Annotated in this window: 25 protein-coding genes and 1 riboswitch; of the genes, 19 read left to right on the forward strand and 6 right to left on the reverse strand. The window is 70.5% G+C overall.

Features of this window, described 5'->3' with window-relative positions; translation table 11 throughout:
* The first annotated feature begins 14 nt into the window (after window positions 1-14).
* Together trpD and OG953_RS31200 are read left to right on the forward strand one after the other, a co-directional pair.
* Complete coding sequence (trpD, locus tag OG953_RS31195; protein ID WP_405688527.1) at window positions 15-1,079, forward strand: anthranilate phosphoribosyltransferase; 1,065 nt, start codon at window positions 15-17, stop codon at window positions 1,077-1,079.
* 83 nt (window positions 1,080-1,162) lie between these two features.
* Window positions 1,163-1,280: riboswitch (SAM riboswitch) on the forward strand.
* Between the two features lie 174 nt (window positions 1,281-1,454).
* On the forward strand, window positions 1,455-2,906 hold the full coding sequence (locus OG953_RS31200) for an aminotransferase class V-fold PLP-dependent enzyme (RefSeq protein ID WP_405688529.1): 1,452 nt from the start codon (window positions 1,455-1,457) through the stop codon (window positions 2,904-2,906).
* A gap of 80 nt (window positions 2,907-2,986) precedes the next feature.
* Here the strand turns inward: OG953_RS31200 and OG953_RS31205 are convergent, their stop codons facing one another.
* Both OG953_RS31205 and OG953_RS31210 read right to left on the reverse strand, forming a co-directional pair.
* On the reverse strand, window positions 2,987-3,268 hold the full coding sequence (locus OG953_RS31205) for an Lrp/AsnC family transcriptional regulator (RefSeq protein WP_093543818.1): 282 nt from the start codon (window positions 3,266-3,268) through the stop codon (window positions 2,987-2,989).
* On the reverse strand, window positions 3,265-4,017 hold the full coding sequence (locus OG953_RS31210; RefSeq protein ID WP_405688531.1) for a rhomboid family intramembrane serine protease: 753 nt from the start codon (window positions 4,015-4,017) through the stop codon (window positions 3,265-3,267). Before OG953_RS31210 ends, OG953_RS31205 begins: the two co-directional genes overlap by 4 nt.
* A 161-nt stretch (window positions 4,018-4,178) precedes the next feature.
* On the opposite strand from OG953_RS31210, the gene OG953_RS31215 reads away from it, so the two are divergent.
* The 5 genes from OG953_RS31215 to OG953_RS31235 all read left to right on the forward strand — a co-directional run bounded on the left by OG953_RS31215 (window position 4,179) and on the right by OG953_RS31235 (window position 9,677).
* Window positions 4,179-4,421, forward strand: a complete 243-nt coding sequence (locus OG953_RS31215) for a hypothetical protein (protein WP_093893615.1) — start codon at window positions 4,179-4,181, stop codon at window positions 4,419-4,421.
* A 37-nt stretch (window positions 4,422-4,458) separates the two neighbouring features.
* The gene (locus tag OG953_RS31220) at window positions 4,459-5,820 is read left to right on the forward strand and encodes an NYN domain-containing protein (RefSeq protein WP_405692163.1); all 1,362 of its coding nucleotides are present in this window, start codon (window positions 4,459-4,461) and stop codon (window positions 5,818-5,820) included.
* A gap of 284 nt (window positions 5,821-6,104) precedes the next feature.
* A complete protein-coding gene (locus tag OG953_RS31225; protein ID WP_405688532.1) occupies window positions 6,105-7,133 on the forward strand; it encodes an NlpC/P60 family protein in 1,029 nt (342 codons plus the stop codon).
* A 238-nt stretch (window positions 7,134-7,371) separates the two neighbouring features.
* Window positions 7,372-8,403: an NlpC/P60 family protein gene (locus OG953_RS31230; RefSeq protein ID WP_405688533.1), complete on the forward strand. Its 1,032-nt coding sequence runs from the start codon at window positions 7,372-7,374 to the stop codon at window positions 8,401-8,403.
* Window positions 8,404-8,420: 17 nt separating this feature from the next.
* Window positions 8,421-9,677, forward strand: coding sequence for a hypothetical protein (locus OG953_RS31235; protein ID WP_405688535.1), 1,257 nt, complete (start codon window positions 8,421-8,423; stop codon window positions 9,675-9,677).
* Between the two features lie 11 nt (window positions 9,678-9,688).
* Here the strand turns inward: OG953_RS31235 and OG953_RS31240 are convergent, their stop codons facing one another.
* Window positions 9,689-10,939, reverse strand: coding sequence for a glycosyltransferase 87 family protein (locus OG953_RS31240; RefSeq protein WP_405688536.1), 1,251 nt, complete (start codon window positions 10,937-10,939; stop codon window positions 9,689-9,691).
* A 110-nt stretch (window positions 10,940-11,049) separates the two neighbouring features.
* Here OG953_RS31240 and OG953_RS31245 point away from each other — a divergent pair, with 110 nt between their 5' ends.
* Window positions 11,050-12,192 carry a glycosyltransferase family 4 protein gene (locus tag OG953_RS31245; RefSeq protein WP_405688538.1) on the forward strand — a complete coding sequence of 381 codons (1,143 nt, stop codon included), beginning with the start codon at window positions 11,050-11,052 and terminating at the stop codon, window positions 12,190-12,192.
* 93 nt (window positions 12,193-12,285) lie between these two features.
* Here the strand turns inward: OG953_RS31245 and OG953_RS31250 are convergent, their stop codons facing one another.
* Complete coding sequence (locus OG953_RS31250; RefSeq protein ID WP_405688539.1) at window positions 12,286-14,082, reverse strand: AMP-dependent synthetase/ligase; 1,797 nt, start codon at window positions 14,080-14,082, stop codon at window positions 12,286-12,288.
* 280 nt (window positions 14,083-14,362) lie between these two features.
* On the opposite strand from OG953_RS31250, the gene OG953_RS31255 reads away from it, so the two are divergent.
* From OG953_RS31255 to OG953_RS31280, 6 genes are all read left to right on the forward strand, one after another.
* On the forward strand, window positions 14,363-15,169 hold the full coding sequence (locus OG953_RS31255; protein ID WP_405688541.1) for a metallophosphoesterase: 807 nt from the start codon (window positions 14,363-14,365) through the stop codon (window positions 15,167-15,169).
* A 107-nt stretch (window positions 15,170-15,276) separates the two neighbouring features.
* Window positions 15,277-15,726: an SRPBCC family protein gene (locus OG953_RS31260; RefSeq protein WP_405688542.1), complete on the forward strand. Its 450-nt coding sequence runs from the start codon at window positions 15,277-15,279 to the stop codon at window positions 15,724-15,726.
* A 4-nt stretch (window positions 15,727-15,730) separates the two neighbouring features.
* Window positions 15,731-17,056 (forward strand): ArsA family ATPase, encoded by a 1,326-nt coding sequence (locus OG953_RS31265; protein WP_405688544.1) that lies wholly within the window; start codon window positions 15,731-15,733, stop codon window positions 17,054-17,056.
* Window positions 17,057-17,139: 83 nt separating this feature from the next.
* Window positions 17,140-17,598, forward strand: a complete 459-nt coding sequence (locus OG953_RS31270; RefSeq protein WP_351258497.1) for a DUF5304 domain-containing protein — start codon at window positions 17,140-17,142, stop codon at window positions 17,596-17,598.
* Between the two features lie 74 nt (window positions 17,599-17,672).
* Complete coding sequence (locus OG953_RS31275) at window positions 17,673-18,614, forward strand: ROK family glucokinase (protein ID WP_405688545.1); 942 nt, start codon at window positions 17,673-17,675, stop codon at window positions 18,612-18,614.
* A 78-nt stretch (window positions 18,615-18,692) separates the two neighbouring features.
* On the forward strand, window positions 18,693-19,451 hold the full coding sequence (locus OG953_RS31280; protein WP_405688547.1) for an endonuclease/exonuclease/phosphatase family protein: 759 nt from the start codon (window positions 18,693-18,695) through the stop codon (window positions 19,449-19,451).
* Between the two features lie 42 nt (window positions 19,452-19,493).
* Here the strand turns inward: OG953_RS31280 and OG953_RS31285 are convergent, their stop codons facing one another.
* Together OG953_RS31285 and OG953_RS31290 are read right to left on the reverse strand one after the other, a co-directional pair.
* Window positions 19,494-20,195, reverse strand: coding sequence for a hypothetical protein (locus OG953_RS31285; RefSeq protein ID WP_405688548.1), 702 nt, complete (start codon window positions 20,193-20,195; stop codon window positions 19,494-19,496).
* A complete protein-coding gene (locus OG953_RS31290; RefSeq protein ID WP_405688549.1) occupies window positions 20,188-20,967 on the reverse strand; it encodes an alpha/beta hydrolase in 780 nt (259 codons plus the stop codon). The genes OG953_RS31285 and OG953_RS31290 overlap by 8 nt, the downstream gene beginning before the upstream one ends.
* Before the next feature lie 209 nt (window positions 20,968-21,176).
* Here OG953_RS31290 and OG953_RS31295 point away from each other — a divergent pair, with 209 nt between their 5' ends.
* From OG953_RS31295 to OG953_RS31315, 5 genes are all read left to right on the forward strand, one after another.
* Window positions 21,177-21,905, forward strand: a complete 729-nt coding sequence (locus OG953_RS31295) for a lysophospholipid acyltransferase family protein (protein ID WP_405692165.1) — start codon at window positions 21,177-21,179, stop codon at window positions 21,903-21,905.
* Between the two features lie 50 nt (window positions 21,906-21,955).
* Window positions 21,956-23,179, forward strand: coding sequence for a MacS family sensor histidine kinase (macS, locus tag OG953_RS31300; protein WP_405688551.1), 1,224 nt, complete (start codon window positions 21,956-21,958; stop codon window positions 23,177-23,179).
* Window positions 23,176-23,868, forward strand: coding sequence for a response regulator (locus OG953_RS31305; protein WP_405688553.1), 693 nt, complete (start codon window positions 23,176-23,178; stop codon window positions 23,866-23,868). The genes macS and OG953_RS31305 overlap by 4 nt, the downstream gene beginning before the upstream one ends.
* Window positions 23,869-23,977: 109 nt before the next feature.
* Window positions 23,978-25,006: a 6-phosphofructokinase gene (locus tag OG953_RS31310; protein ID WP_405688554.1), complete on the forward strand. Its 1,029-nt coding sequence runs from the start codon at window positions 23,978-23,980 to the stop codon at window positions 25,004-25,006.
* Between the two features lie 99 nt (window positions 25,007-25,105).
* Window positions 25,106-26,107: a 2-hydroxyacid dehydrogenase gene (locus OG953_RS31315; RefSeq protein WP_405688556.1), complete on the forward strand. Its 1,002-nt coding sequence runs from the start codon at window positions 25,106-25,108 to the stop codon at window positions 26,105-26,107.
* The last annotated feature ends 1 nt before the right edge of the window (window position 26,108 follow it).

Below are 26,108 nucleotides of genomic sequence, written 5' to 3' on the forward strand. Positions count from 1 at the left end.
CCCAGGAGCGGACCATGAACGTTGTGACCCCGGTCGGCGGCGACAGCGTGGCGGACCGTTCCTGGCCCGGCGTGCTGAACCCGCTGCTGCGCGGCGAGAACCTGACCGCGGACGACACCGCATGGGCGATGGACCGCATCATGAGCGGTGAGGCGACCGATGTGCAGATCGCCGGTTTCGCGGTGGCCCTGCGCGCCAAGGGCGAAACGGTCGACGAGGTGTCCGGCCTGGTGAGCGCGATGTACGAGCACGCCAACACGATCCACGTACCGGGTCGCACGGTTGACATCGTCGGCACCGGCGGCGACCTCGCCAAGACGGTCAACATTTCCACGATGTCGGCGATCGTCATCGCGGGTACCGGCGCCAAGGTCGTCAAGCACGGCAACCGCGCCTCCTCGTCGGCGAGCGGTTCCTCCGATGTGCTGGAAAGGCTCGGCGTCAATCTGGAGCTCAGCGCGCAGCGGGTCGTCGAGGTCGCCGAGGAGGCGGGCATCACCTTCTGCTTCGCGGTGAAGTTCCACCCCGCCCTGCGCTACGCCGCCAAGGCCCGCAAGGAGCTCGGCGCCCCGACGACGTTCAACATCCTCGGGCCGCTCACCAACCCGGCCAAGGTGCGCTCCCAGGCCATCGGCGTCGCCGACCTGCGGATGGCGCCCATCGTCGCCGGTGTCCTCGCCGAGCGCGGCAATTCGGCGCTGGTCTTCCGCGGCGACGACGGCCTGGACGAGCTGGCGACCACCGCGACCTCACGCGTCTGGGTGGTCCGGGACGGAACGGTGCGCGAGGAGGCGTTCGACCCGCGCGACGTCGGTCTGGAGCTGGTGCCGGCACAGGCGCTGCGTGGCGCCGACGCCTCGTACAACGCGGATGTGGCCCGTCGGGTACTGGCCGGCGAGCGAGGGCCCGTACGGGAGGCCGTGCTGCTCAACTCGGCAGCGGCACTGGTCGCGCTGGACCCGACGGACGGCACGCTGAACGAGCAGCTCGCCGCAGGAATCGCGAAGGCCGCCGAGTCCATCGACTCGGGGGCGGCCCGGCAGGCGCTGGAGCGCTGGGTGGCGGTCAGCAACGCCTGACCGGACGGAATATGACGCAGGGCGCGGTCCAGATCTTGGACCGCGCCTTGCGCGTCGACGCACGTATGGCAGGATGCTGGGCAGGTCATGAGTGACAGCGACTACGGCCCCGGCCCGCTGTCCGGCAACCCTCCGTCCGTGGCGGGGTGCCCCGGGTGAAGACCAGGCCGCAGGCAGCGAGGTCTGCGGCAAGCGCGGGCCCCTCGGCATCTGTGAATGCCAGCCCCCGGGGTCCTGGTCCCTAGGGAGTCTCTTGTGAGCAAGCGAATGCGATAGGGCTTATCGGCCCTTCTCCGCACACCCTTTTCACTTTCTGCTGCGCTGCCGCGTATCCGCCGGCGCATGTAATTCGCCTGCCTGTTACGGGAGTTCGCCATGTCTGTCTTCACCGCTGCCGCCGACCAGTCGCTTTGTGCCCCTCTGTCGGTTCTGGGCAAGGATGTAACGGTTCCGCTGGTCACGGGTGGCGAAGTCACGTACGCCGCTCTCGACTACGCCGCAAGCGCCCCGGCCCTGCAGCGCGTCTGGGACGACGTCGCCGCGTACGCCCCGTACTACGGCAGTGTCCACCGCGGCGCCGGGTACCTCTCGCAGCTCTCCACGGACCTCTTCGAGAACAGCCGCGCGACCGTCGCGGAGTTCCTCGGCTGCCGCGCCGACGATCAGGTGATCTTCACCCGCTCGACCACCGACTCCCTCAACCTGCTGGCCGCCGTCGTCCCCGCCGACTGCCAGGTCTTCGTGTACGAGACCGAGCATCATGCCTCGCTGTTGCCGTGGCGCGACGCCCGGGTGACCTACCTGAACGCCCCGCGTACCCCGGCCCAGGCCGTCGAGACGCTGGAGCGGGCGCTCGCCGACCGCGACCCTTCCCCAAGCTCTCAACTCCGTTCGAGCAGGGGAGGCCCCATTGCCCCCGCGCTGGTCTGCGTCACCGGCGCCTCCAACGTCACCGGCGAACTGTGGCCGGTCAAGGAGCTGGCGGCCGCCGCGCACGCCCACGGTGCCAGGATCGTGCTGGACGCCGCGCAGCTCGCCCCGCACCACCCCGTCGACATCGCCGAGCTGGACGTCGACTGGGTCGCCTTCTCCGGACACAAGCTGTACGCGCCATTCGGCTCGGGTGTGCTTGCGGGTCGCGCCGACTGGCTGCAGGACGCCGAGCCGTACCTGGCCGGTGGCGGCGCCTCCCGGAAGGTCGCCCGGCGCACCGACGGCGGTGTGGACGTGGAGTGGCACTCCACCGCCGCCCGGCACGAGGCCGGTTCGCCCAACGTCATCGGCGTCTACTCCATCGCCTCCGCCTGCAGGGCGCTGACCGAGGCAGGCTTCGACAACCTGGTCACCCGGGAGCAGCACCTCGTCACCGCGGTCCGGGCCGGACTCGCCGGCGTCCCCGAGGTCAAGGTGCTCTCGCTGTTCGGCGACGACGCCCCGCGGGTCGGCGTCATCTCCTTCGTGGTGGAGGGCTGGAACAGCTCGCACTTCGCGGCCGCGCTCTCCGCCGAATACGGCATCGGGGTCCGCGACGGACTGTTCTGCGCCCACCCGCTGGTCCGCACCCTGCTGGGCAGCGACCCGCAGGAGGCCGGCGAGTGCGGCGCGCCCGAGGCCGAGCCGGGCGAGCTCCCCCGGTCTCGAACGGACTCGACCGGGGGAACCCCCTTGCTCAACGCGATCCGGGTGAGCTTCGGCGCCGGTACGCCGGACGAGCACATCGAGCGATTCGTTCGCGCGGTCAAGGAACTGGTGAGCAAGGGCGCCCAGTGGAAGTACCGCACCGAGGAAGGCCGCTGCGTCCCGGACCGGGGCGCAGCGCAGCTCTGACGGGCGCGCAACACTTCGGCGGGGGACGGGCGCGACTGCCCGTCCCCCGCCGAAGTGCTACGCCGTAATAAGGGGCGTACCTACGCGTCGAGGCCGATGGCGAAGGCGGCCTCCAGGTCGTGCTGCGAGTACGTACGGAAGGCCACATGCGTGTCGGTGGCCTCGACGCCGGGGATCTTGCTGATCCGGCCGGGGATGACGTCCGCCAGATCGTCGTGCTTGGCCACCCGGACCATGGCGATCAGGTCGTACGTACCGGTGACCGAGAAGACCTCGCTGACGCTGTCCAGCGCTGCGATGGCCTCGGCGATCTCGGGAATCCGGTCCACGCTGGTTTTGATGAGCACGATCGCGGTGATCACGGCTGGCTTTCTCCCTCGGTGGCCGTGGCTGGAGTCTTCACTCTATCCGTACGCCGGTAACGCCCCCAGGCGTAGAGGAAGCCGAGGACGAAGCCGACCACATGGGCCAGATAGGCCACGCCGGGGCCCCCGCTGCCCGCGCCCTGGACCGCCAGCCACTGCAGGACGAACCAGAAGATCAGCACGATCCAGGCGGGGAAGCGCAGCGGCAGGAAGAAGAGGAACGGGAACAGACTGGTGACCCGGGCCCTGGGGAACAGGTAGAGGAATGCCCCCAGTACCGCCGAGATCGCCCCCGACGCACCGACGAGTGTCTGGTCGGACGTGGCGTGCGCGGCCGCATAGGCGACCAGAGCGAGATAGCCGCAGCCGAGATAGAAGAAGGTGAACTCGGCATGGCCCATGCGCTCCTCGGTCATCGCCCCGAACACGTACAGGAAGAGCATGTTGCCGAGCAGATGCAGCCAGCTGCCGTGCACGAAGAGGGCGGTGAGCGGGGTGAGCAGGGCGCGTGCGGAGCCGTCCCACAGCTCGCTCGGGATCACGCCCCAGCGTTCGAAATACCCGGCCTGGGCGGCGAGCAGGGCGTCGGCGGTGCCGTAGGGCGGGTTGAAGCCGGAGAGCGGACTGATCAGGAAGATCAGGCAGCACAGGGTGATCAGGGCATAGGTCACGGGCGGTCCGCCCGAGGTGACCGTCCGTAGGAGTCCACTGGTTAATCTGGCGGCCGCAGCCCGCCGATCGATCATGAACAGAGCATGACGCAAGCGGAGGGAACGGGACAGACCGCCTCGCCGTGTCGGGGGGACGTGGCGAGGCCGTAGGGTTACGGCAGGACATCCGCAGTTCGACGGCGCACCGCGAGATCCTTGAAGCAGGCAGCACGAGGCTCGACGAAAGAGGACGCACGATGACGACGGTTCCCCAGCCGACCGACGGGACCCGCTGGCGCTGCACGCTCTGCGGAAACCTCACACGGTTCGACGTGACGCGTTCCTCCAAGGTCATTGAATACGTCCATCTCGACCTGGCCGGGGAGTCCACCGTCGAGGAACGCGAGGTGGTCAGTGAGACCATCGAGTCGGTGCGCTGCCGTTGGTGCAACGCGGTGGATCAGATCGAACTGGTGGACAGGCCGGGTGCCGACTCCTGACGGGGCCGTGCGGACAGACAATTTGGGGTGACGGATGGTGGAGCAGCCCGCTAGCGGCGCCGAGTCGGCCGAGGCGGCCGACGACGCCGTCGAGGCGCTCGACCGCCCGCTGCCCGAAGGTGTACGGCGACGGGTCGTCGCGCTGGTCTCGGACGCGTTCGGCGACCTGACGGTCACCGAACTGCCGGCCCAGCTGAGGCAGTACGCCCGCTTCACCCCGACCCGGCGCGCCAAGTTCGCCGGGAACGCGATGGCGGCCGCCCTGGAGAGCGACGCGCTGTTCCGGCAGCGCATCGGCGAACGGCTCAAGGAGGAGCAGCCGGAGCTGACGGCCGCGCTGGAGGCCGGTTCGCCGCCCGCCGCCGCCGACCCCGTCGATGTGGCCGCCGCGGCCTATGTGCTGCGCCCGGCCGGCTGGGTGAAGCTGGTCACCTCCGCCGGCGAGGAGGCTCAACGGGCCGACGCCGAGCGCGCCGACGAGGAGAGCCGCCGCGAGCTGGAACGGCTGCGCGAGGAACTCGCTCAGGCCCGCTCCCAGACGAAGAGCGAGACCGAACGGCTTCGCGGCGAGCTGGACGCGGCCCGCAAGGAAGCCGAATCCCTTCAGCGCAAACTGCGCAGTGTCGTCAACGAGGTCAAGCGCGGCGAGGCCGCGCTGCGCCGCAGCCGGGCCGAGACCGACGCCGTACGCTCCGAGGCGGCCGCCCAGGTCTCCGCGGCCGAGAGCGAGACCCGCCGGCTCAAGGCGCGGCTCGGTGAGGCCGAGGCGTCCGTCGAGGCGGGCCGCAGGGCCGCCAGGGAGGGCCGCTCGGTCGAGGACATGCGGCTGCGGCTGCTGCTGGACACGGTGCTCGACGCGGCGAGCGGGCTCCGTCGCGAACTGGCCCTGCCGCCCTCCTCGATCCGTCCCGCCGACAGTGTCGACGCGGTTGAGCCGGGCCGGATGTCGCCCAAGGACATTGCCGCCAGGGCCCTTTCGGAGACCGATCCGGCCCTGCTCGACCAGTTGCTCGCGCTGCCGCAGGCGCATCTGATCGTGGACGGCTACAACGTCACCAAGACCGGCTATCCGCAGTTGCCGCTGGAGAAGCAGCGGCTGAGGCTGCTGGGCGGTCTCGCGGTCCTCGCGGCGCAGACCGGCGCCGAGATGACCTGTGTCTTCGACGGGGCCGAACTGGCCGCACCGGTGCTGCTCGCACCGCCGCGCGGGGTCCGGGTGCTGTTCAGCAAGCCCGGTGTGACCGCCGATGAGCTCATCCGTCAGCTGGCGCGCGCCGAACCGCCGGGCCGGCCGGTCGTGGTGGTCTCCACCGACCGCGAAGTCGCCGACGGTGTGGCGAAGTCGGGCGCCAGGCCCGTTGCGTCCGCCTTGCTCCTGAAGCGCCTTTCGCGCGTCTAGTGACACTTGTCGGGACTCGGCGGAAATCAGGGAACGGACCGTCAAGTCGCCGCTACACCCCGTGTGTCGTGGGTAAAGAAGTGCTTCCTGTGACGAGATTTTTCCTGTGAGGATTTGAACTGATCACAAGTTGGTCACTAGGGTCGGGCCTCGAACCTTCGCACGGTTGATCACCCATCCGGGGTGACTGCGAAGGCACCGCCGAGTCCGTGACGTGCACGGAGCCGGGGATTCAAATCCCCCACAGCCCGGTAGGCGGCTCGAGGAAGAAGGAGCTCGCCTCCGTGGCGTCCCACCGTCGTCCCAAGCAGCCGAGCCGCGCCCGTGTGACCGTGGTCACCGCGACCGCAGCCGCAGCCGTGGCTCTGACCTCCCAGGCGGCCCAGGCCGACCCCAAGCCCTCCAAGAGCGAGGTCAAGGCGAAGGTCGACAAGCTCAGCCACGAGGCCGGCGATGCCAATGAGCAGTACTACGGCGCCAAGGAGAAGCAGCAGAAGCTGGAGAAGGAAGTCGGCGCGCTCCAGGACAAGGTGGCCCGCGGCCAGCAGGAGATCAACACCCTGCGCAACGGCCTCGGTTCGCTCGCCGCCGCGCAGTACCGCTCCGGTGGCATCGACCCGTCGGTGCAGCTCTTCCTCGCCTCGGACCCCGACAGCTTCCTCGACCAGGCCTCGGCCCTGGACCAGTTGACGGCCAAGCAGACCGAGACGCTGGAGAAGATCCAGGAGAAGCAGCGGGTCCTCGCACAGCAGCGCAAGGAGGCCCAGGACAAGCTGGGCGACCTCGCGGACGTCCGCAAGACGCTCGGCGAGAAGAAGAAGAAGCTCCAGGGCAAGCTTGCCGACGCGCAGCGCCTGCTCAACACGCTGACCGTCGCCGAGCGCGAGGAGATGCGCGAGAAGGACCAGCGCGCCAGCCGTGCCGCCGGTGACCGGGTGGACCTGGGTAACGAGGTGCCCGCCTCCGCCCGCGGCGCCGCGGCCCTCCAGGCCGCCTCCACCCAGCAGGGCAAGCCGTACCGCTCCGGCGGCACCGGCCCCAGTTCCTTTGACTGCTCGGGCCTGACCCAGTGGGCCTATGCCCAGGCCGGCGTCAACATCTCCCGGGTCACGTACACCCAGGTCAACGACGGCCCCCGGATCGGGCGCAGCGCGCTGAAGCCGGGCGACCTGGTGTTCTTCAACAACACCTCGCACGTGGGCCTCTACGCGGGCAACAACACCGTGCTGCACGCCCCGTACCCGGGCACGGTGGTCCGCTACGAGTCGATGAACACCATGGGCAGCTTCCAGTTCGGCGTGCGCATCGGCTGACGACGCCCGAACGGGCGAATTCCCGCGCCCCGCACAGACAGTGCGCCCTGGCTGAGACCACAGGTCACCGCTGGGGCGTAGCTGTTTCTGCCGCCCGTCCGCCCGGCGCGGTCTTTGGCCGCTGCGTAATCGCCCGACTACTGTCTGCCTGCCGTGCAGCTCCCGGTCGTCGGTCCGCCCGCCCCGGGCGGCAGGGGCTGCGCACATCTGCGTACAGCGGAAGGGAGTGCGGCGTCCTGTGGTGTCCCATCGCCGTTCCACACAGCCCGGCCTCAACCGGGGCGCCCGGGTCACTGTTCTGTCGGCCGCGGCGGCGACCGCGGCCGCCACGCTCGGGGCGGCCACCGCGAACGCCGACCCGCAGGACACGTCCGGGACCGCCAAGGCCCGGGTCGACCGGCTGTACGGCGAGGCGGAGCGGGCCACCGAGCAGTACAACAAGGCCGGTGAGAAAGCCGACCGGTTGCGCGGCGAGCTGAAGCGGACCCAGGACCGGGCGGCCCGTGATCAGGAACGCCTCAACCGGATGCGTACGGCGCTCGGTTCGGTGGCGAGCGCGCAGTACCGCTCGGGTGGCCTCGATCCCTCGCTCGCTCTGCTGCTCTCCTCCGATCCGGACACCTACCTCGACCGGGCGGCCACCCTGGACCGCCTGACCGAGCATCAGGCCGCCGAGCTGCGGCAGCTCCAGCAGGCTCAGCGCTCTCTCGCACAGACCCGCGCGGAGGCCGCCCGGGCGCTGGCCGATCTGGAGCGCAACAGGGCGGCCGCCACCCGCCACAAACGGACCGTCGAGCGCAAGCTCGCCCGGGCCGAGCAGCTGCTGGACGCGCTGCCCGGCGCCGACCGGGCGGACTTCGAGCGGTCCTCGCGCTCCGGCCGCGACGACGCGTTCCCGGGCATGGCCGTTGTGCCGGCCGGCTCCGCACGGGCGGCCGCAGCCGTCATGGCGGTCCGGGAGGCACTGGGCCGCCCGTACATCTGGGGGGCCAACGGACCCGCCGGATTCGACTGTTCCGGGCTGATGCAGTGGGCGTACGCCCAGGCCGGGGTCAGCTTGCCGCGCACCTCGCAGGCCCAGCGGTACGCGGGACGCATGGTGCCGCTCTCCGAGGCCCGACCCGGCGACCTGGTCGCCTACCGCGCGGACGCCGGCCACATCGGCATGTACGTCGGCAACGGCCAGGTGATCCACGCCCCGTACCCGGGCGCCCCGGTGCGCTACGACCCCGTCGGCATGATGCCCGTCTCCTCGGTCACCCGCATCTGACCCGTACCCTCGACCGGGTGGCTGACAGGCGGCGTACCGCACGGCGGGGACGTAACGGAGGACGGCGCACGGCGGGAGTGCTGCTCGCCGGGCTGCTGTTCGCCTCCGCCTGCGCGGCCCCCGACGACGGCGCCGCCCCGGACTCCACCGCCCGCGGTATCCGCGCCACTCTGGACCGCCGCGCGGCCGCCGTGCTGGAACACGACACGGATGCCTATCTGGCCGCCATAGACCCGCGGGCCACCGGGTTGCGCACGGCCCAGCGCAGGGAACTGGACAACCTCGCGGACGTGCCGCTGAGTTCATGGACGTACCGGCTGACGGATGTGACCGGACAGGGCACCGACCGGGCGACCGCGGACATACAGCTGCGCTACCGGATCAAGGGCTACGACGCCGCCCCGGTCGCCGCGGACCGGGTGCTCGATCTGAGACGGGACAGCGCGGACGACCGCTGGTACATCGTCGGCGACCGGGCGGGCAAGGACGGCGGCCGGCAGCTCTGGCAGCAGGGCGATGTCCAGGTGGTGGGCGGAAAGCACAGCCTCGTCCTCGGGGTCGGCCGCACCGAGCAGGAGCTGCACCGGATCTCCCGGGCGGCGGACCGCGCGGTGCCCGCCGTCTCGGACGCCTGGCCGGAACGCTGGGCAGGCCGCGTGCTGGTGCTCGTACCGCACACCGTGGAGGACATGGCGGATCTGCTGGGGTCACCGGCGGCGAACTACCGAGGGATCGCGGCCGTCACCACCGGGCAGACCGGCGGTCCGGACCGGGCGCCCGCGGACCGGGTGATCGTCAACCCGCAGGCGTACGGCATGCTCGGCACCTTCGGGCAGCGGATCGTCCTCACCCACGAGATCACCCATGTCGCCACCCGCGCCCGCACCTTTGCCGCCACCCCGACCTGGCTCTCCGAGGGCTTCGCCGACTGGGCGGCCTACCGCGCCGAGGACCGTACCGCCGCACAGGCCGCCCCCGAACTGGCCGAAGCCGTCCTGCGCGGCGATCTGCCCGCCGAGCTCCCCACGGACGAGGACTTCGGCTTCGCGGGAGACGCCGCGCGCCTGGCGAGGGCGTACGAGGGCGCCTGGCTGGCCTGCGAGCTGATCGCCGACCACTGGGGCGAGCAGAAGCTGTTCGCCTTCTACCGGGCCGTCGGAGGGCACTCAGGGCGGGACGGGGCGGTGGAGCAGGCCATGCAGGAGGTGCTCTCCACGACCCCGCAGGACTTCACGGCACGCTGGCGCGAGTATCTGCGCTTCCGGCTCGGCTGAGCGGGACGCGCTCAGGAGCCGACCGGCTCAGCCTCCCGGCCGACGCCGGACCGGGCGGCCGGCGGCCGGCCACCCTCGCGCGGCCCCCCGGACACCGCCTGCCGCCACAGTTGCCGGCAGGCGATCAGTGTCGCCGCGACCAGCAGGCCGTTGCGCAGGAACATCAGCGTCACGCCCGTCGCGTCGCTGGCCACCACATGGACGAAGCCGAGCGGGAACTCCAGCTGAGTGATGCCCGTGGCGAGCAGCACCAGAACGGCCGGCAGCCCCATCCGGCTGTCGCGGAAGACCAGGCAGACCGCCGCCAGGCCGACCAGCCACAGCATGTACTGGGGGCTGATCACCCGGCTCGTCGTCGTGAACAGCAACACCGCCGTGAACGCCGCGTCGGCCGGGGTGTTCACCCGGAAGTCACAGGCCCGCAGCCGCCACACCAGCAGCCAGCCGAAGGCCACGACGGACAGGCCGAGGGCGAGCGTGCTCACCAGCGGCACATGCGGACCCAGGAACTCCAGCGAGCCGTAGTGCAGCTCCACCCGGCCCTGCCAGCCGAACTGCCGCCACACATGGAAGACCAGCGCCCCCAGCGACTCGACCTCGGTGCCCCGGTCGCGCTGGAAGCCGAGAAAGGCCAGCGCACCGGGCATCGCCACGGTGCAGACCGCCAGCAGCCCGGCCGCCGCCACCGCCGCGGCCGTCCATGCCAGCCGCGTCTGCCGGCCGCGCGCCGTACCGGCCAGGATCAGCGCCGGCCACACCTTCAGCAGTGCACCCACGGCGGCCAGCACCCCCAGCACCCGCGGATGCCGCACCCCCACAAGCAGCGCCGCCACCGCCACCGCCGCCACCATCACGTCGTAGCGGGCGTAGGCGGTCGTACCGAGCAGCGGCACCCCCGCCACCCACACCCAGGCGCCCGCCGTCCACCGGCCGGTCCGGCGGCCCGCGTACAGCAGCAGCCCCAGCACCAGCCCGTCGCACAGGAACGCGAGGACGAAGAAGGCCGAGGCGTAGTCCAGGAACGGCAGCAGGGCGGGGGAGAGGATGGCGAGCGCGGCGAGGGGCGGGTACTGCCAGGTGACGTCGGACCGCGGGTACGTACCGGTCTTCAGGATCTCGGACCAGCCGTGGTAGATCACCGAGACATCACTGGTCACGTCCGGTCCGGGCAGCGTGATCACCTTCGTGACGCAGAGCAGCAGCGCGACCCTGGTGAGGGCCCACACCGCGAGAGCGAGCCGCGCGCCGGTCGATCCCGTCATGGACGCCTCATCCGTTTCGTCAGTGCGTACTCGGTGGGTACGACGAGCCATGATGCCCGCCCGGCCCGTGCGAGAGCCATCGGCCCGGCCGCCCGGTACTGTCGGCCGGGATGGACAAGACCCTGATCGTGACCAACGACTTCCCGCCCCGCCCCGGTGGCATCCAGGCATTCCTGCACAACATGGCACTGCGCCTGGACCCCGGACAGATCGTCGTATACGCCTCCACCTGGAAACGCAGCCCCGAAGGCATCGCGGCCACCGCCGCCTTCGACGCGGAGCAGCCGTTCACCGTCGTCCGGGACCGTACGACGATGCTGCTGCCGACCCCGCGCGTCACCCGGCGCGCGGTGCAGCTGCTGCGCGTACACGGCTGCACATCCGTCTGGTTCGGCGCCGCGGCCCCGCTCGCGCTGATGGCTCCGGCGCTGCGCAGGGCCGGTGCCCGCCGCCTGGTCGCCACCACGCACGGGCACGAGGCGGGCTGGGCCCAGCTGCCCGCGGCCCGGCAGCTGCTGGGAAGGATCGGGGAGACCACGGACACGATCACCTACCTGGGGGAGTACACCCGCTCCCGGATCGCCACCACACTCAGCCCCGAGGCGGCGGGCCGCATGGTCCAACTGCCGCCCGGCGTCGACGAGAAGACCTTCCACCCCGACTCCGGCGGGGACCTGATCAGGGCCCGGCTCGGGCTCTCGGACCGGCCCGTCGTCGTCTGTGTGTCACGGCTCGTGCCGCGCAAGGGTCAGGACACGCTGATCCTCGCGATGCCCGCGATCCTGGCGCAGGTACCGGACGCGGTGCTGTTGATCGTCGGTGGCGGGCCGTACGCCAAGGAGCTGAAGCGGCTGGCCGAGGAGACGGGGGTCGGCGACTCGGTGCGCTTCACCGGGCCGGTGCCGTGGGACGAACTGCCCGCCCACTGCGGCGCGGGCGACGTCTTCGCCATGCCGTGCCGGACCCGTCGCGGCGGCCTCGACGTGGAGGGCCTCGGCATCGTCTTCCTGGAGGCGTCCGCGACCGGACTGCCGGTGGTGGCGGGCGACTCGGGCGGTGCACCGGACGCCGTGCTCGACGGCGAGACCGGGTGGGTGGTGCGCGGCGGCTCCGTGGAGGAGTCGGCCGACCGGATCGTCACCCTGCTCCGCGACCCGGAGCTGCGGCAGCGGATGGGGGAGCGGGGGCGGGCCTGGGTCGAGGAGAAGTGGCGCTGGGACCTGATGGCCGACAGGCTCCGGGCGCTGCTCTGACCCCATGTGACGCGGTACGCCGGGAGGGGCCCGCGCGAGTACGTGAGAGGGGGCCCGCACACGCCGTGCGGGCCCCCTCTCACGTATTTCCGGTCAGCCGCGGTAGATCGACTCGACCTCGTCCGCGAAGTCCTTCGCCACCACATTCCGCTTCAGCTTCAGCGACGGTGTGATGTGCCCCGCCTCCTCGGTGAACTGGGACGCCAGGATGCGGAACTTGCGTACCGACTCCGCCTTCGACACCGCGGCGTTCCCGTCGTCCACCGCCCGCTGCACCTCGGCCAGCAGCTCCGGGTCCTCACGCAGCGACACGGCCGTCGAGCCGGCCGGCCTGCCGTGCTCCTCGGCCCAGCGGCCCAGGAACTCCTCGTCCAGGGTGATCAGCGCGCCCACGAACGGCCGCCCGTCGCCGACCACCATGCACTCGGCGACCAGGGCGTGCCCGCGGATGCGGTCCTCGATCACCGCGGGAGCGACGTTCTTGCCGCCCGCCGTGACGATGATCTCCTTCTTGCGTCCGGTGATCGCGAGATAGCCGTCCTCGTCGAGTGTGCCGATGTCGCCCGTGTGGAACCAGCCGTCGGCCAGCGCCTCGGCCGACGCCACCTCGTTGTTCCAGTAGCCGGTGAACAGGTGCTCGCCGTGCAGCAGCACCTCGCCGTCGTCGGCGATCCGGACGACCGAGCCGGGCAGCGGCTGGCCGACCGTACCGATCTTCTGCCGGTCCCACGGATTGAACGCGGTGGCCGCGCATGTCTCGGTGAGGCCATAGCCCTCGAGCACGGTGAAGCCGACACCGCGGTAGAAGTGGCCGAGCCGCTCGCCCAACGGTGCGCCGCCGGAGATCGCGTACTCGCCGCGTCCGCCGAGGACGGCCCGCAGCTTGCTGTAGACCAGCCGGTCGAAGATCTTGTGCTTGAACTTCAGGCCCAGGGACGGGCCCTGAGGGGTACCCAGCGCGCGGCTGTACGCGATCGCCGTGTTCGCGGCCTTGTCGAAGATCTTGCCCTTGCCGTCGGCCTGCGCCTTGGCGTTCGCCGAGTTGTAGACCTTCTCGAAGACCCGCGGCACACCGAGGATCAACGTCGGCCGGAAGGAGGCCAGTTCATCGGTGAGGTTCTTGATGTCCGGTACGCAGCCGAGCTTGATCGGGGCCATCACCGAGGCCACCTCGACCAGCCGTCCGAAGACATGCGCGGCGGGCAGGAAGAGCAGCACCGAACACTCGCCGGTACGGAAGAGGGGCTTCAGCCGCTCCACCACATTGCCGCACTCCGCGAAGAAGCTGCGGTGCGTGAGCACACAGCCCTTGGGACGGCCGGTGGTGCCCGAGGTGTAGACGATGGTGGCCGGGTCGTCCGCCTTGGCGCTCGCCATCCGCAGGTCCAGGGTCTCGTCCGAGACGTCCTCGCCGGTCGCCGACAGCCGGCGGACCGCGTCGTCCTCGATCTGCCAGATGCCCTTCAGGGCAGGCAGATCCGCCTGGACCGAGACCACGGCGGCCCGGTGCGCCTCCGACTCCACGATGCACAAGGTGGCACCGGAGTCACCGAGGATCCACTGGATCTGCTCGGGCGAGCTGGTCTCGTACACCGGGACGGTGATCGCGCCCGCGCTCCAGATCGCGAAGTCGAGCAGTACCCACTCGTATCGGGTACGGGAGAGCAGGGCCACCCGGTCGCCCGCTTCGATGCCCGCGGCGATCAGGCCCTTGGCGACGGCTCTGACCTCGGCCAGGAACTGTGTGGCGTCGACATCGGTCCACACCCCCGCCACTTTCCGGCTCATTACCGCGACGTCGGGATGCTGAGCGGCATTGCGGCGGATGAGATCCGTCAGGTTGCCGTCCGAGGGGACCTCGTACAGGGCCGGAAGGCTGAACTCGCGCAAGACTGCTGCTCCTCATCGGGCTCCGGTGCCACGGCTCTGTGTGACGCACCGGCTGCGGTCCAAGATTGGCGGGTGCTCAGTGGGGTGAGCACGACTGGACTGCCCGGACGTTACCCACCGGTACTCGGTTCCCGATAGAGGGTTCCGGCCAGATGTCTTATGCGTCACACACAACGGTGATCCTTGCGCGCACAGTAGTCCACTGTGGTTTCCACCCGGAGGTCGTCGCAGGTCCCGCGGCCTCTACCCAGGTGGACAGCAGAGTTCTAGGGTGATCGTCATGCCAGCCGGACCGAACAGCCGAGGAACCTCGACCGCACGGCGCACGCGCGTTCATGTGGTCAGTGACGTGCACGGCAGCACCGAGGCCCTGGCCCGCGCCGGGGACGGCGCCGACGCGCTGATCTGCCTCGGTGACCTGGTGCTCTTCCTCGACTACGCCGACCACTCGCGCGGCATCTTCCCCGATCTGTTCGGCGTGGAGAACGCCGACCGGATCGTCGAACTGCGCACCGCTCGCCGCTACGAGGAGGCCCGCGAGTTCGGCCGCGGCCTGTGGGCGGGCATGGACCGCAACGCCGCGATCGTCTCGGCGGTGCGCAAGCAGTACGCCGAACTCTTCGCCGCCTTCCCCGCCCCGACGTACGCCACCTACGGCAACGTCGACATCCCCGACCTGTGGCCCGAGTACGCACGCCCGGGCACCACCGTCCTCGACGGCGACCGCGTCGAGATCGGCGGCCGCGTATTCGGCTTCGTCGGCGGCGGCCTGAAGACCCCGATGAACACGCCGTACGAGATCAGCGACGAGGAGTACGCGGCCAAGATCGAGGCCGTCGGCCCGGTCGACGTGCTCTGCACCCACATTCCCCCCGATGTGCCGGAGCTGACGTACGACACGGTGGCGCGCCGCTTCGAACGCGGCAGCCGGGCCCTGCTCGACGCCATCCGCAGGACCCGCCCCCGGTACGCACTGTTCGGCCATGTCCACCAGCCGCTGGTCCGCCGGATGCGGATCGGCACCACCGAATGTGTGAACGTCGGCCACTTCGCTTCCACCGGCAGGCCCTGGGCCCTGGAATGGTGACCGCACCGGCACCGGACCCTGGAACGAGGCGCCGCGCGCACGCGATAGCCTTCTGACGGCAGGCCTCTGCCGACGCACCGGTACACCGCACTGGAGGAGCCACGGCGATGGCTGAACACACCAGCTCGAGCATCACGATCGAGGCGGCGCCGGCCGACGTCATGGGAGTGATCGCCGACTTCGCCCGCTATCCGGAGTGGACCGGCGAGGTCAAGGAGGCCGAGGTCCTCTCCACCGACGACCAGGGCCGTGCCGAGAAGGTCCGTCTCGTCCTCGACGCCGGAGCGATCAAGGACGACCACACCCTCGCGTACACCTGGATCGGCGGCTACGAGGTCAGCTGGACCCTCGTCAAGTCCCAGATGCTGCGCGCCATCGACGGCTCCTACGCGCTGGCCCCGCTCGGCGACGGCGACCGCACCGAAGTCACCTACCGGCTGACCGTCGACGTCAAGATCCCGATGCTCGGCATGATCAAGCGCAAGGCCGAGAAGGTCATCATCGACCGCGCCCTGGCCGGCCTGAAGAAGCGCGTCGAGTCCGTCCCGAAGGCCTGACCCGGTGCGTACGGTCCTCGTCACCGGCCCCGGCGGCGCCGGCCGTACCACCGTCGCGGCGGCGACCGCGCTGGCCGCGGCCCGTCGCGGGCGCCGCACCCTGCTGCTCTCCGCCGACGCCATACCCGGCTTCCCCGAAGGCACAGAACCCACCGAGGTAACGGACGGCCTGTGGTCCGCCCGCATCGACTCCGGCGAACACTTCCGCAGCGAACTGCTCACCCTCCAGGACCAGGCGTCCGGTGTGCTCGACCTGCTCGGCGGGAACCGGCTGGACGGCGAGGAACTCACCGAACTTCCCGGCAGTACCCAGCTCGCCCTCCTGCACGCCCTGCGCCGCGCCGCCCAGGGCGACTGGTCGCCGGGCGGCTACGAACTCCTCGTCGTCGACCTGCCGCCGCTGCGCGAAGCGCTCGCCGTCCTCGCCCTGCCCGAACAGCTGCGCCGCTATCTGCGCCGGCTGCTGCCCCAGGAACGCCAGGCCGCACGCGCCCTGCGCCCGATGCTCGCCCAGCTCGCCGGCGTACCCATGCCCGCCCAGTGGCTGTACGAGGCCGCCGCCCGCAGGGACGCCGAACTGGCCGCCGTCCAGGCACTGATCGAGGACCGCAACACCACGCTGCGGCTGGTCGCCGAACCCGGCCCCGCCGCCGAGGACGCCCTGCGCACCGCCCGCACCGGACTCGCCCTGCACGGACTGCGCGTCGACACCCTCGCGGTGAACCGGGTACTGCCCAGGCACTCCGGCGACCCCTGGTTCGCGGCGCTCGCCGCGCAGCAGGAGAAGACCATCGACCACTGGTACGAGGAATGGGTGCCCGCGGCAGCCCTGTGCGAAGTGCCCCACCTCGGCCGCGATCCGCGGGGCCTGGACGACCTCACCCTCCTCGACACCGGAGCCGGCTCCACCGTCTTCGAGGAGGCGGGCACCGGCGGCGGCCTCTTCGAGGGCGACGGACTTGCCGCGGAACTGGACGACCGGAGCCCCGGCCGGGCCGACGACCCCTGGTGGATCGAGGACCCGAACGCCCCGGACGGCCTCGACGAGCTGCGGCCGCTGCTGCCCGGCAGCCGGATCGTGACCGCCCCGTCGCCCGGCGAGGGCGACTGCGTTCTGGTCTGGTGCCTGCCCCTGCCCGGCGTCGTCAAGTCGGACCTCCAGCTGGTGCGCCGCGGCGACGAACTGCTCCTCACCGTGGGACCGTTCCACCGGATCGTCCCCCTGGAGTCCGGGCTGCGCCGTTGCACCGTCTCCGGCGCCGCCCTCACCGACGGGGTGCTCCGGGTCCGGTTCACGCCGGACCCCGGCCTGTGGCCCCGGACGAGCTGAACGGCGCATCACGGTTCGGGTAACGTCGGTAGTACGTGTCCCGTATGCCGGGCCGCCGGAAAACCACGTCGCAGGAGTCCGCCATGAGCGAAGCCACCGATCGTCCCGTCGACGACGACGCGTGGGCGAAGGCCTGCGCCGAGGACCTCGAAGCGGAGAAGGCCCGCCGCCGCGCCCAGCACGGCCCGCCGCCCGGCTCCGCAGCCGAGGAGCTGCGCAAGCTGGTTGACGCCGTGGCCGACAAGGTCTCGTCCCTCCAGTCGCCGCTGTTCGGCGCGGCGGCCCAGGGCACCGTGCAGCAGATCATCAAGCAGGCCAAGTCCGCCGTCGAGCCCGTCATCGAACGCAACCCGGACGTCTTCGACCATATCGCCGCGGCCGGCAACGAACTCCTCGCCGCCTACCGCTCCGCCGTGGAAGGCCAGGAACGCCGCTGGACCCAGGGCGCCGGGGCCCCCGCAGGCACAGAAAAGAAGGCCGACGACCCCACCGACCCGCGCGACGAGGGCCCCGCCGCGGGCGAACACATCGACCTGGACTGACCTGCACCGATGGGCCGGGTCCCCGGCTCGGGTACCGTTGGCCACAGCGGGGCTCGACCGAAACTGAGGGATTCATGGGACTCACCATCGGCGTCGATATCGGCGGCACGAAGATCGCAGCTGGAGTGGTCGACGAAGAGGGACAGATCCTCTCGATGTTCAGGGTGCCGACCCCGCCGACGGCTGAAGGCATTGTCGACGCGATCGCGACGGCCGTGTCCGGTGCGAGCGAGGGCCACCAGATCGACGCCGTCGGCATCGGCGCCGCCGGATATGTCGACGACAAGCGCGCCACCGTGCTGTTCGCGCCGAACATCAACTGGCGGCACGAGCCGCTGAAGGACAAGGTCGAACAGCGCGTCGGTCTTCCGGTCGTCGTCGAGAACGACGCCAACGCCGCGGCCTGGGGCGAATACCGCTTCGGCGCCGGACAGGGCCACGACGACGTCATCTGCATCACACTCGGCACCGGTCTCGGCGGCGGCATCATCATCGGCAACAAGCTGCGCCGTGGACGCTTCGGTGTGGCCGCCGAGTTCGGCCACATCCGGGTCGTCCCGGACGGCCTGCTCTGCGGCTGCGGCAGTCAGGGCTGCTGGGAGCAGTACGCATCCGGGCGCGCACTCGTCCGGTACGCCAAGCAGCGCGCCAACGCCACTCCGGAGAACGCTACGATCCTGCTGTCGCTCGGCGACGGCACGGTGAACGGCATCGAGGGCAAGCACATCAGCGCGGCCGCCCGGCAGGGCGACGCGGTGGCGATCGACTCGTTCCGCGAGCTGGCCCGCTGGGCCGGCGCCGGACTCGCCGACCTCGCCTCGCTCTTCGACCCGTCCGCCTTCATCGTCGGCGGCGGCGTGTCGGACGAGGGCGAGCTCGTCCTCGACCCGATCCGCAAGTCGTTCCGGCGTTGGCTGATCGGCGGCGAATGGCGTCCGCACGCCCAGGTGCTCGCGGCCCAACTGGGCGGCAAGGCAGGTCTGGTGGGCGCGGCTGACCTGGCCCGCCAGGGCTGAACCACCCGGAACCGCACAGAGCCGGACGCCCGTCGCGCCCCCTGGGGAGCGGCGGGCGTCCGTCGTATCGTGAGGCGCATGGTCCTGACGCCGCTGCCCGACTCCCGTACCGAGCCGGATGGTTCAGCCGTCATCAGAGTGCTCAGCTACAACGTCCGGTCGATGCGCGACGACTGCGAGGCACTGGCCCGCGTCATCAGCGCCTGCGCCCCCGACCTCGTCCTCATCCAGGAGGCCCCGCGCTTTTTCCGCTGGCGCAAGCGCGCCGCCTGGCTCGCGGCCCGCACCGACCTGGTCGTCCTGAGCGGCGGCGCCACGGCGGCCGGGCCGTTGCTGCTCTGCTCGCTGCGGGCCACCGTGGAACGGACACAGGACCTGCTGCTGCCACTCACTCCCGGACTGCACCGCCGGGGCTTCGCCACATCGGTGGTACGGATCGCGGGCACCCGGATCGGCCTGCTGAGCTTCCATCTGAGCCTGCAGCGCGACGAACGCCTGGCCCAGACGCAGATGCTGCTGGAACGGCTGGACGCGATGGGCGTCGAGCACGCCATCGCGGCCGGCGACCTCAATGACGTACCGACCGGGACGGCGTTCCGACGGCTGGCCGGGCGGCTCCAGGACTGCTGGGCCGTGAATCCGTGGGGCGACGAGAACACCTTCTCGCCGGACCATCCGCGGCGGCGCATCGACGCCGTGTTCGCGACAGGCGGGATCGAGGTGCTCGGCTGCGGTGTCCCCACAGGGCTGCCCGGTGTCACCGACGCGGACCTGCGGGCGGCCACGGACCACCTGCCGGTGCTGGCGGCACTACGGGTGCCCGCGACCAGGCCTTGAGCTGCACGGCAGCAGCTCAAGGCCACCTCGACCGGCCCGGTCTCAGATCACCGCTCCGCGCCCCGGGTCGTCGCCGTCCTCGTCGTCGTCCTCCATCCGCGCCACCAGCGTGACGAAGCCGCCCAGGAATCCGCCGACGCAGACCGTCGTGAGCCACCAGGTCATGTCCCACCGCAGCAGCACCGCGACCAGCATCAGCACCGGACCGCCGACGACCGCGAGCCAGGCGAACTTCGCCGTGACATCGGCCTCCGGCAGCGGCGGCGGCTCCGGAGGGACGAAATGCCCCTCGTCGCTGTCGTCGATGTCACCGTCCTTCGGCTCCTCGACCTCGTAGTCGCGCGGACCGGCGACGCCGGGGGCGAACACGATCGAGCTGCCGAGCGGCTTCTCCGGCGGCTTCGGGGCCTTCTTGCCGACCCCCTTGTCGGGATCCAGGACGCCCGACTGATCGTCCTCCAGCAGTGCGAGATCCTCGATCGACCTGAACGGCTTGGCGCCCGGCGGGTCCGGCGGCTCCTCGCCGTACCCCGCCACGATCGCCTTCCACACGGCGTCCTCGTCGACCGACCGGTCGGACCGCTCGCCGTCGGCGCCCGGCGGCACCTTCTGGGCAACAGCATCCTGCGGACCCGTACCGTCGTCGGGGACGGACGTTCCCTCCGCGGGGAGGGCGGCTCCTTCCGCGGGCAGGGGCTCGCGTCCCTCCTCGCTGCCCGCGCGCTCCGCGTCGTGCTCAGCCACCTGACGTGCTCCCCTTCTTCCCTACGCTCGGAGCGAGGCGGCCGATGAACCGGTAGCTCTCGTCAAAGATCCGCTCCGCATCGTGGTCCAACGTCGCCACGTGGTAGCTCTGTTCCAGCAGGATCTCCTCGACGTCCGTCGATGACACCCGGCTGAGGATCCGGGCCGAGTCGGCGGGCGGCACCACATGGTCCTGCGGGCTGTGCAGCAGGACGATCGGCTGGGTGACCTGGGGCAGCTCGGCGTCGACCAGGCGGAAGAAATTCCGCAGCGAATGCGCCGCGTGCAACGGCACCCGGTCGTACCCCACCTCGGCGGAGCCCTCCAGGGCGATATCGCTCGCCAGCCCCTTCGTCGTCCGCACCAGATGCCGGGCGACCGGCAGCGCGTACGCCGACAGGCCGTGCACCTTGTTCGCCGGATTGACGAGCACCAGACCGCTGATCGCGTCCCCGTGCTTCGCCGCCAGTCGCAGCGTGAGCGCTCCGCCCATGGAAAGCCCGAAGACGAAGACCTGGCTGCACTGTTCCAGCAGGGCGCGCAGCTCCCGGTCCACCTCCGCGTACCAGTCCTGCCAGCCCGTGAGCTGCATGTCCTCCCAGCGGGTGCCGTGCCCGGGCAGCAACGGCAGCGAGACGGTGAGCCCGCGCGCCGCCAGATAGTCGGCCCAGGGGCGCAGCGACTGCGGGGAACCGGTAAATCCGTGACAGAGAAGGATGCCGACCTCTCCGCCCTCGTGGCGGAACGGCTCGGCTCCAGGCAGGACCGGCACCGGGGTCTCCTGTTCGTGAGGCTCGAAGGGGAGCGAAAGGGGGGAGTGCAGAAGGATTACTTCACCGTACGCGACCGGACTGACACCGACCAGGGTCGTCACGGCCCCGGCCGCCGCTTCGGCTCGGTGCCGGGCGGGAGCGCGGACGGCCCCACGGGTTAAGGTCTGTCGACAGCACACAGGAGGCACCCGAGTTGATCTACGGCGCAATGAAGTTCTCCATCGGCGGGTCGTTGAAGCTCGCCTTCAGGCCATGGGTGGAGGGCCTGGAGAACATCCCCGCGCAGGGACCGGCGATCCTCGCGAGCAACCACCTGTCGTTCTCCGACTCCTTCTTCCTGCCGGCCGTCCTGGACCGCAAGGTCACCTTCATCGCCAAGTCCGAGTACTTCACCGCGCCCGGTGTGAAGGGCAAACTGACCGCTGCGTTCTTCAAGGGTGTCGGCCAGCTCCCGGTGGACCGCTCGGGTGCCCGAGGCGCCGGCGAGGCGGCCATCAAGGCGGGCATCGAGGTCATCGAAAGCGGCGGGCTCTTCGGTATCTACCCGGAGGGCACCCGCTCGCCCGACGGCCGTCTCTACCGCGGCAAGCCCGGCGGACTCGCCCGGGTGGCGCTGGCCACAGGAGCGCCCGTCATCCCCGTCGCGATGATCGACACGGAGAAGATCCAGCCGCCGGGCCAGGTGATCCCCAAGCTGATGCGCCCGGGGATCAAGATCGGCAAGCCGCTCGACTTCAGCCGCTACCACGGCATGGAGGGAGACCGCTTCATCCTGCGCTCGGTCACCGACGAGGTGATGTACGAGATCATGAAGCTTTCCGGCCAGGAGTACGTCGACATCTACGCGACCGCCGCCAAGCGGCAGATCGCGGACGAGGCGAAGCGCCGCGCCGAGGAGCAGAAGCACGAGGGCAGAGAGTCCGGAACGCAAGGGTGACGGAACGGTCCGGCGCGTAACCGCGTCGTTTCCGTCCGGGGGGTGGGGAAATGGCCAGGCGCGAGCGGGTCGTGCGCATGTCGGTCGAGCAGCCGCTGTGGCGTGCGCTGACGGCGTACCGCATTCTGACGATGCTCTACGCGATCCTGCTCGCCGTCTTCGGCCGGGCGAGGTACGACCGGCCGTGGGTGGCCATCGCCTTCCTGGTGGTGATGGCGGCCTGGACACTCGGCACCCTCCCGAAGGTCGCGGGCGCCGTCGCCTGCACCAAGCGTTTCCTCGGCGCCGACCTGGCCCTCGCCCTCGTCGGCATCCTCCTCACCCCGCTCGCCGACTTCGAGGCCCAGCACGTCGACGGTCCGACGCTGCCGTCCATCTGGACCGCGGGCTCCGTGCTGGCCTTCGCGATCAAGGGCGGCTGGCGCTGGGCGGCCTTCGCCTCCACCTTTGTCGCCGTCGTCAACATCATCGAGCGCGGCGAGCCCAGCCGGGACACCTTCCACAACGTCCTGCTGGTCTGGGTCGCCTCCATCGCCATCGGTTACGTCGTGGAGGTGGCCAGGGCCAGTGAGCGCACCCTCGCCCGCGCCCTGGAGATCGAGGCCGCCACCCGCGAGCGGGAACGGCTGGCCCGCGACATCCACGACAGCGTGCTCCAGGTTCTCGCGATGGTGCAGCGTCGCGGCGCGGCGCTGGGCGGCGAGGCCGCCGAACTGGGCCGGATGGCCGGGGAGCAGGAAGTCGCCCTGCGCACCCTGGTCTCCAGCGGTCTGGTGCCCACCACCCGGGTCTCCGAGGACGCCGCCGAGGGCGCCGTGGTCCGCAGCGTCGAGGTCGACGACGAGCCGTCCGGGCAGGCCGAGTGCGATCTGCGCTCCCTGCTGGCCCCGCACGCCGGCTCCCGGATCAGCTTCGCGGAGCCCGGCGCACCGGTGCTGCTCGCTCCCGGGGCGGCGAAGGAACTGGCTGCCGCTGTCGGTGCCGCCCTGGACAATGTCAGGGTCCATGCGGGAGAGAGTGCCCAGGCCTGGATCCTCGTCGAGGACTGGCCGGACGAGGTGATCGTGACGGTCCGGGACGACGGCCCCGGCATCCCGGACGGGCGGCTCGCCCAGGCCGAGGGGGAGGGGCGGATGGGGGTCGCCCTGTCGATCCGGGGAAGGCTGCGTGACCTGGGCGGCACGGCGGAGTTGATTTCGGTGCCCGGCCAGGGCACCGAGGTCGAGTTGAAGGTTCCGAAGGTTTCACGGGGGAAGGCAGGATCAGCAAGATGAGCACGGAGAACATCCAGGGTGCCGAGGAGCGGACCATCAGGGTGATGGTCGTCGACGACCACCCGATGTGGCGCGACGCCGTCGCCCGCGATCTTTCCGAGTCCGGTTTCGAAGTGGTGGCGACCGCCGGTGACGGGCCGCAGGCCGTCCGCAGGGCGAAGGCAGCCACCCCCGACGTCCTCGTACTCGACCTCAACCTGCCCGGCATGCCCGGCGTACAGGTCTGCAAGGAACTCGTCGGCTCCCACCCCGGACTGCGCGTCCTGGTGCTCTCCGCGAGCGGCGAGCACGCCGACGTGCTGGAGGCGGTCAAGTCCGGCGCCACCGGCTATCTGCTCAAATCGGCCAGTACGCAGGAGCTGATCGAGGCCGTGCGATCCACCGCCGTCGGCGACCCCGTCTTCACCCCGGGCCTTGCCGGACTGGTCCTCGGCGAGTACCGAAGGCTTGCCTCCGACCCCACGCCCGTCGCCTCCGACGAACCCAAGGCCCCGCAACTCACCGAACGCGAGACCGAGGTGCTGCGGCTTGTCGCCAAGGGGCTCTCGTACAAGCAGATCGCCGAGCGTCTGGTCATCTCGCACCGCACCGTCCAGAACCACGTCCAGAACACCCTGGGCAAGCTCCAGTTGCACAACCGGGTGGAGCTCGTGCGGTACGCGATCGAGCGCGGCCTCGACGACGCCTGACCCAACCCGCCCGGATTGCACGGAATTTGACCTTCCGACCCATTCCTGAGTGACCTGGATCACGATTAGCGTGGTCATCAGCGAGCTCACTCGGCGAAGGGATGCTTCCATGCGGGTCGGAGTACTGACCGGGGGCGGCGACTGCCCCGGGCTCAATGCAGTCATCCGTGCCATCGTCCGCAAGGGCGTGCAGGAATACGGCTACGACTTCATCGGATTCCGGGACGGCTGGCGCGGCCCGCTGGAGGGCGAGACGGTGCCGCTCTCCATTCCGGCGGTGCGCGGCATCCTGCCGCGTGGCGGCACCATCCTCGGTTCCTCGCGCACCAATCCGCTCGGCGCGGAGCACGGCGTCCGCCGGATCAGGGACAACCTCGCCAAGTACGAGGTCGATTCGCTCATCACGATCGGCGGCGAGGACACCCTGGGCGTGGCGGCGACCCTGTCCGACGAACACGGCATCAAGTGCGTCGGCGTTCCCAAGACCATCGACAACGACCTCTCCGCCACCGACTACACCTTCGGATTCGACACGGCTGTCGGCATCGCCACCGAGGCCATCGACCGGCTGCACACCACCGCCGAATCCCATATGCGGGTTCTCGTCGTCGAGGTGATGGGCCGTCATGCGGGCTGGATCGCGCTCCACTCGGGACTGGCCGGCGGCGCGAATGTCATCCTCATCCCGGAACAGCGCTTCGACATCGATCAGGTATGCGCCTGGGTGGCCTCCCGTTTCAGGGCGAGCTACGCACCGATCGTGGTGGTCGCCGAAGGAGCCGTGCCCGCGCAGGGCGAGATGATTCTCAAGGACGGATCGCACGACTCGTTCGGTCATGTCCGGCTCTCCGGCGTCGGCGAATGGCTGGCCAAGGAGATCGAGAGCCGCACCGGCAAGGAGGCCAGAACGACCGTCCTCGGCCATGTCCAGCGCGGCGGCACCCCCAGCGCCTTCGACCGCTGGTTGGCCACCCGCTTCGGCCTGCACGCGATCGATGCCGTGCGGGACGGCGACTTCGGCACGATGGTCGCCCTGAAGGGCACCGGCATCGTTCGGGTGCCGATCGCGGAGGCGACTGCCCGGCTCAAGACCGTCGACGCGGCCCTCTACGCGGAGGCAGGTGTCTTCTTCGGCTGAGCGGCGCACCGGGGACCGGGCGGCGCACCTGGGGCATGGGTCGTATATTCGCGATGACCGGCCCGTGTCCCCTGATCTGCGCAATGAACGGGAGAAGTCATGGAAATCCTGGCATTCGGTGTGCAGTCCGACGAGAAGCCGCTGCTCGAGAAGGCCTTCGCCGGACAGCACGAGGTCCGTTGCCTGGACGTCTTCCTCACCAAGGACACCGCCCCCATCGCAGCGGGCCACGAGATCATTTCCACCAGCGTCAACGCCGACCTGGGCAGCAGCGTCCTGCAGACCCTCGCAGCGGGTGGCACGCAGATGATCGCCCAGCGCTCCACCGGCTTCAACAACATCGATCTCGACGTCGCCGAGCGGCTCGCCCTGCGGGTCGCCCGGGTCTCCTACTATTCGCCTTACTCGGTCGCGGAATTCGCCTGGACGCTCGCGATGGCGGTCAACCGCCGCATCATCCGGGCCGCGAGTCGCACCCGCGATTTCGATTTCCGGCTCGACGGCCTCCTCGGCCGGGACATGCACGGCCGCACGGCCGGTGTGATCGGTACGGGCAAGATCGGCGAGGCCTTCACCCGGATCGCCCACGGCTTCGGCATGAAGCTGCTCGGCTGGGACGTCGTCGAGAACCCCGTCTGCGTCGGGCTCGGCATGGAGTACGTGGAGAAGGAACAGCTCCTCGCCGATTCCGATCTGATCAGCCTGCACGTCCCGCTGCTGCCTTCGACGCACCACATCATCGGCAAGGACGCCCTGGCACACATGAAGGACGACGCGATCCTGATCAACTCCAGCCGCGGCGGACTCATCGACACCACGGCGCTGGTCGCCGAGTTGCGCGCGGGCCGTCTCCTGGGTGTCGGACTCGATGTGTACGAGGCGGAGGCCGGGCTCTTCTTCCTCGACAAGTCCCTGGAGGGCATCGACGACGACACGCTCGCCCGGCTCGTCACCTTCCCGAACGTCGTCGTGACCTCGCACCAGGCGTACTACACCCAGGACGCCGTGGCCCAGATCATCGACGCCACCGTCCAGAACGTCGCCGACTATCTGGCCGACCGCCGCAGCGACAACGTCCTCGTCCCGGTGCTTTCCCGGTGAA

It is taken from the genome of Streptomyces sp. NBC_00057 (assembly GCF_045041165.1).
GTDB lineage: Bacteria > Actinomycetota > Actinomycetes > Streptomycetales > Streptomycetaceae > Streptomyces.

What these genes read in the sequence shown, in the direction of transcription:
- trpD (WP_405688527.1), top strand. Translation starts at nt 15, where the DNA reads ATGAACGTTGTGACCCCGGTCGGCGGCGACAGCGTGGCGGACCGTTCC.
- OG953_RS31200 (WP_405688529.1), top strand. Translation starts at nt 1,455, where the DNA reads ATGTCTGTCTTCACCGCTGCCGCCGACCAGTCGCTTTGTGCCCCTCTG.
- OG953_RS31210 (WP_405688531.1), bottom strand. Translation starts at nt 4,017, where the DNA reads ATGATCGATCGGCGGGCTGCGGCCGCCAGATTAACCAGTGGACTCCTA.
- OG953_RS31215 (WP_093893615.1), top strand. Translation starts at nt 4,179, where the DNA reads ATGACGACGGTTCCCCAGCCGACCGACGGGACCCGCTGGCGCTGCACG.
- OG953_RS31240 (WP_405688536.1), bottom strand. Translation starts at nt 10,939, where the DNA reads ATGACGGGATCGACCGGCGCGCGGCTCGCTCTCGCGGTGTGGGCCCTC.
- OG953_RS31245 (WP_405688538.1), top strand. Translation starts at nt 11,050, where the DNA reads ATGGACAAGACCCTGATCGTGACCAACGACTTCCCGCCCCGCCCCGGT.
- OG953_RS31255 (WP_405688541.1), top strand. Translation starts at nt 14,363, where the DNA reads ATGCCAGCCGGACCGAACAGCCGAGGAACCTCGACCGCACGGCGCACG.
- OG953_RS31260 (WP_405688542.1), top strand. Translation starts at nt 15,277, where the DNA reads ATGGCTGAACACACCAGCTCGAGCATCACGATCGAGGCGGCGCCGGCC.
- OG953_RS31270 (WP_351258497.1), top strand. Translation starts at nt 17,140, where the DNA reads ATGAGCGAAGCCACCGATCGTCCCGTCGACGACGACGCGTGGGCGAAG.
- OG953_RS31275 (WP_405688545.1), top strand. Translation starts at nt 17,673, where the DNA reads ATGGGACTCACCATCGGCGTCGATATCGGCGGCACGAAGATCGCAGCT.
- OG953_RS31280 (WP_405688547.1), top strand. Translation starts at nt 18,693, where the DNA reads ATGGTCCTGACGCCGCTGCCCGACTCCCGTACCGAGCCGGATGGTTCA.
- OG953_RS31295 (WP_405692165.1), top strand. Translation starts at nt 21,177, where the DNA reads ATGAAGTTCTCCATCGGCGGGTCGTTGAAGCTCGCCTTCAGGCCATGG.
- macS (WP_405688551.1), top strand. Translation starts at nt 21,956, where the DNA reads ATGGCCAGGCGCGAGCGGGTCGTGCGCATGTCGGTCGAGCAGCCGCTG.
- OG953_RS31305 (WP_405688553.1), top strand. Translation starts at nt 23,176, where the DNA reads ATGAGCACGGAGAACATCCAGGGTGCCGAGGAGCGGACCATCAGGGTG.
- OG953_RS31310 (WP_405688554.1), top strand. Translation starts at nt 23,978, where the DNA reads ATGCGGGTCGGAGTACTGACCGGGGGCGGCGACTGCCCCGGGCTCAAT.
- OG953_RS31315 (WP_405688556.1), top strand. Translation starts at nt 25,106, where the DNA reads ATGGAAATCCTGGCATTCGGTGTGCAGTCCGACGAGAAGCCGCTGCTC.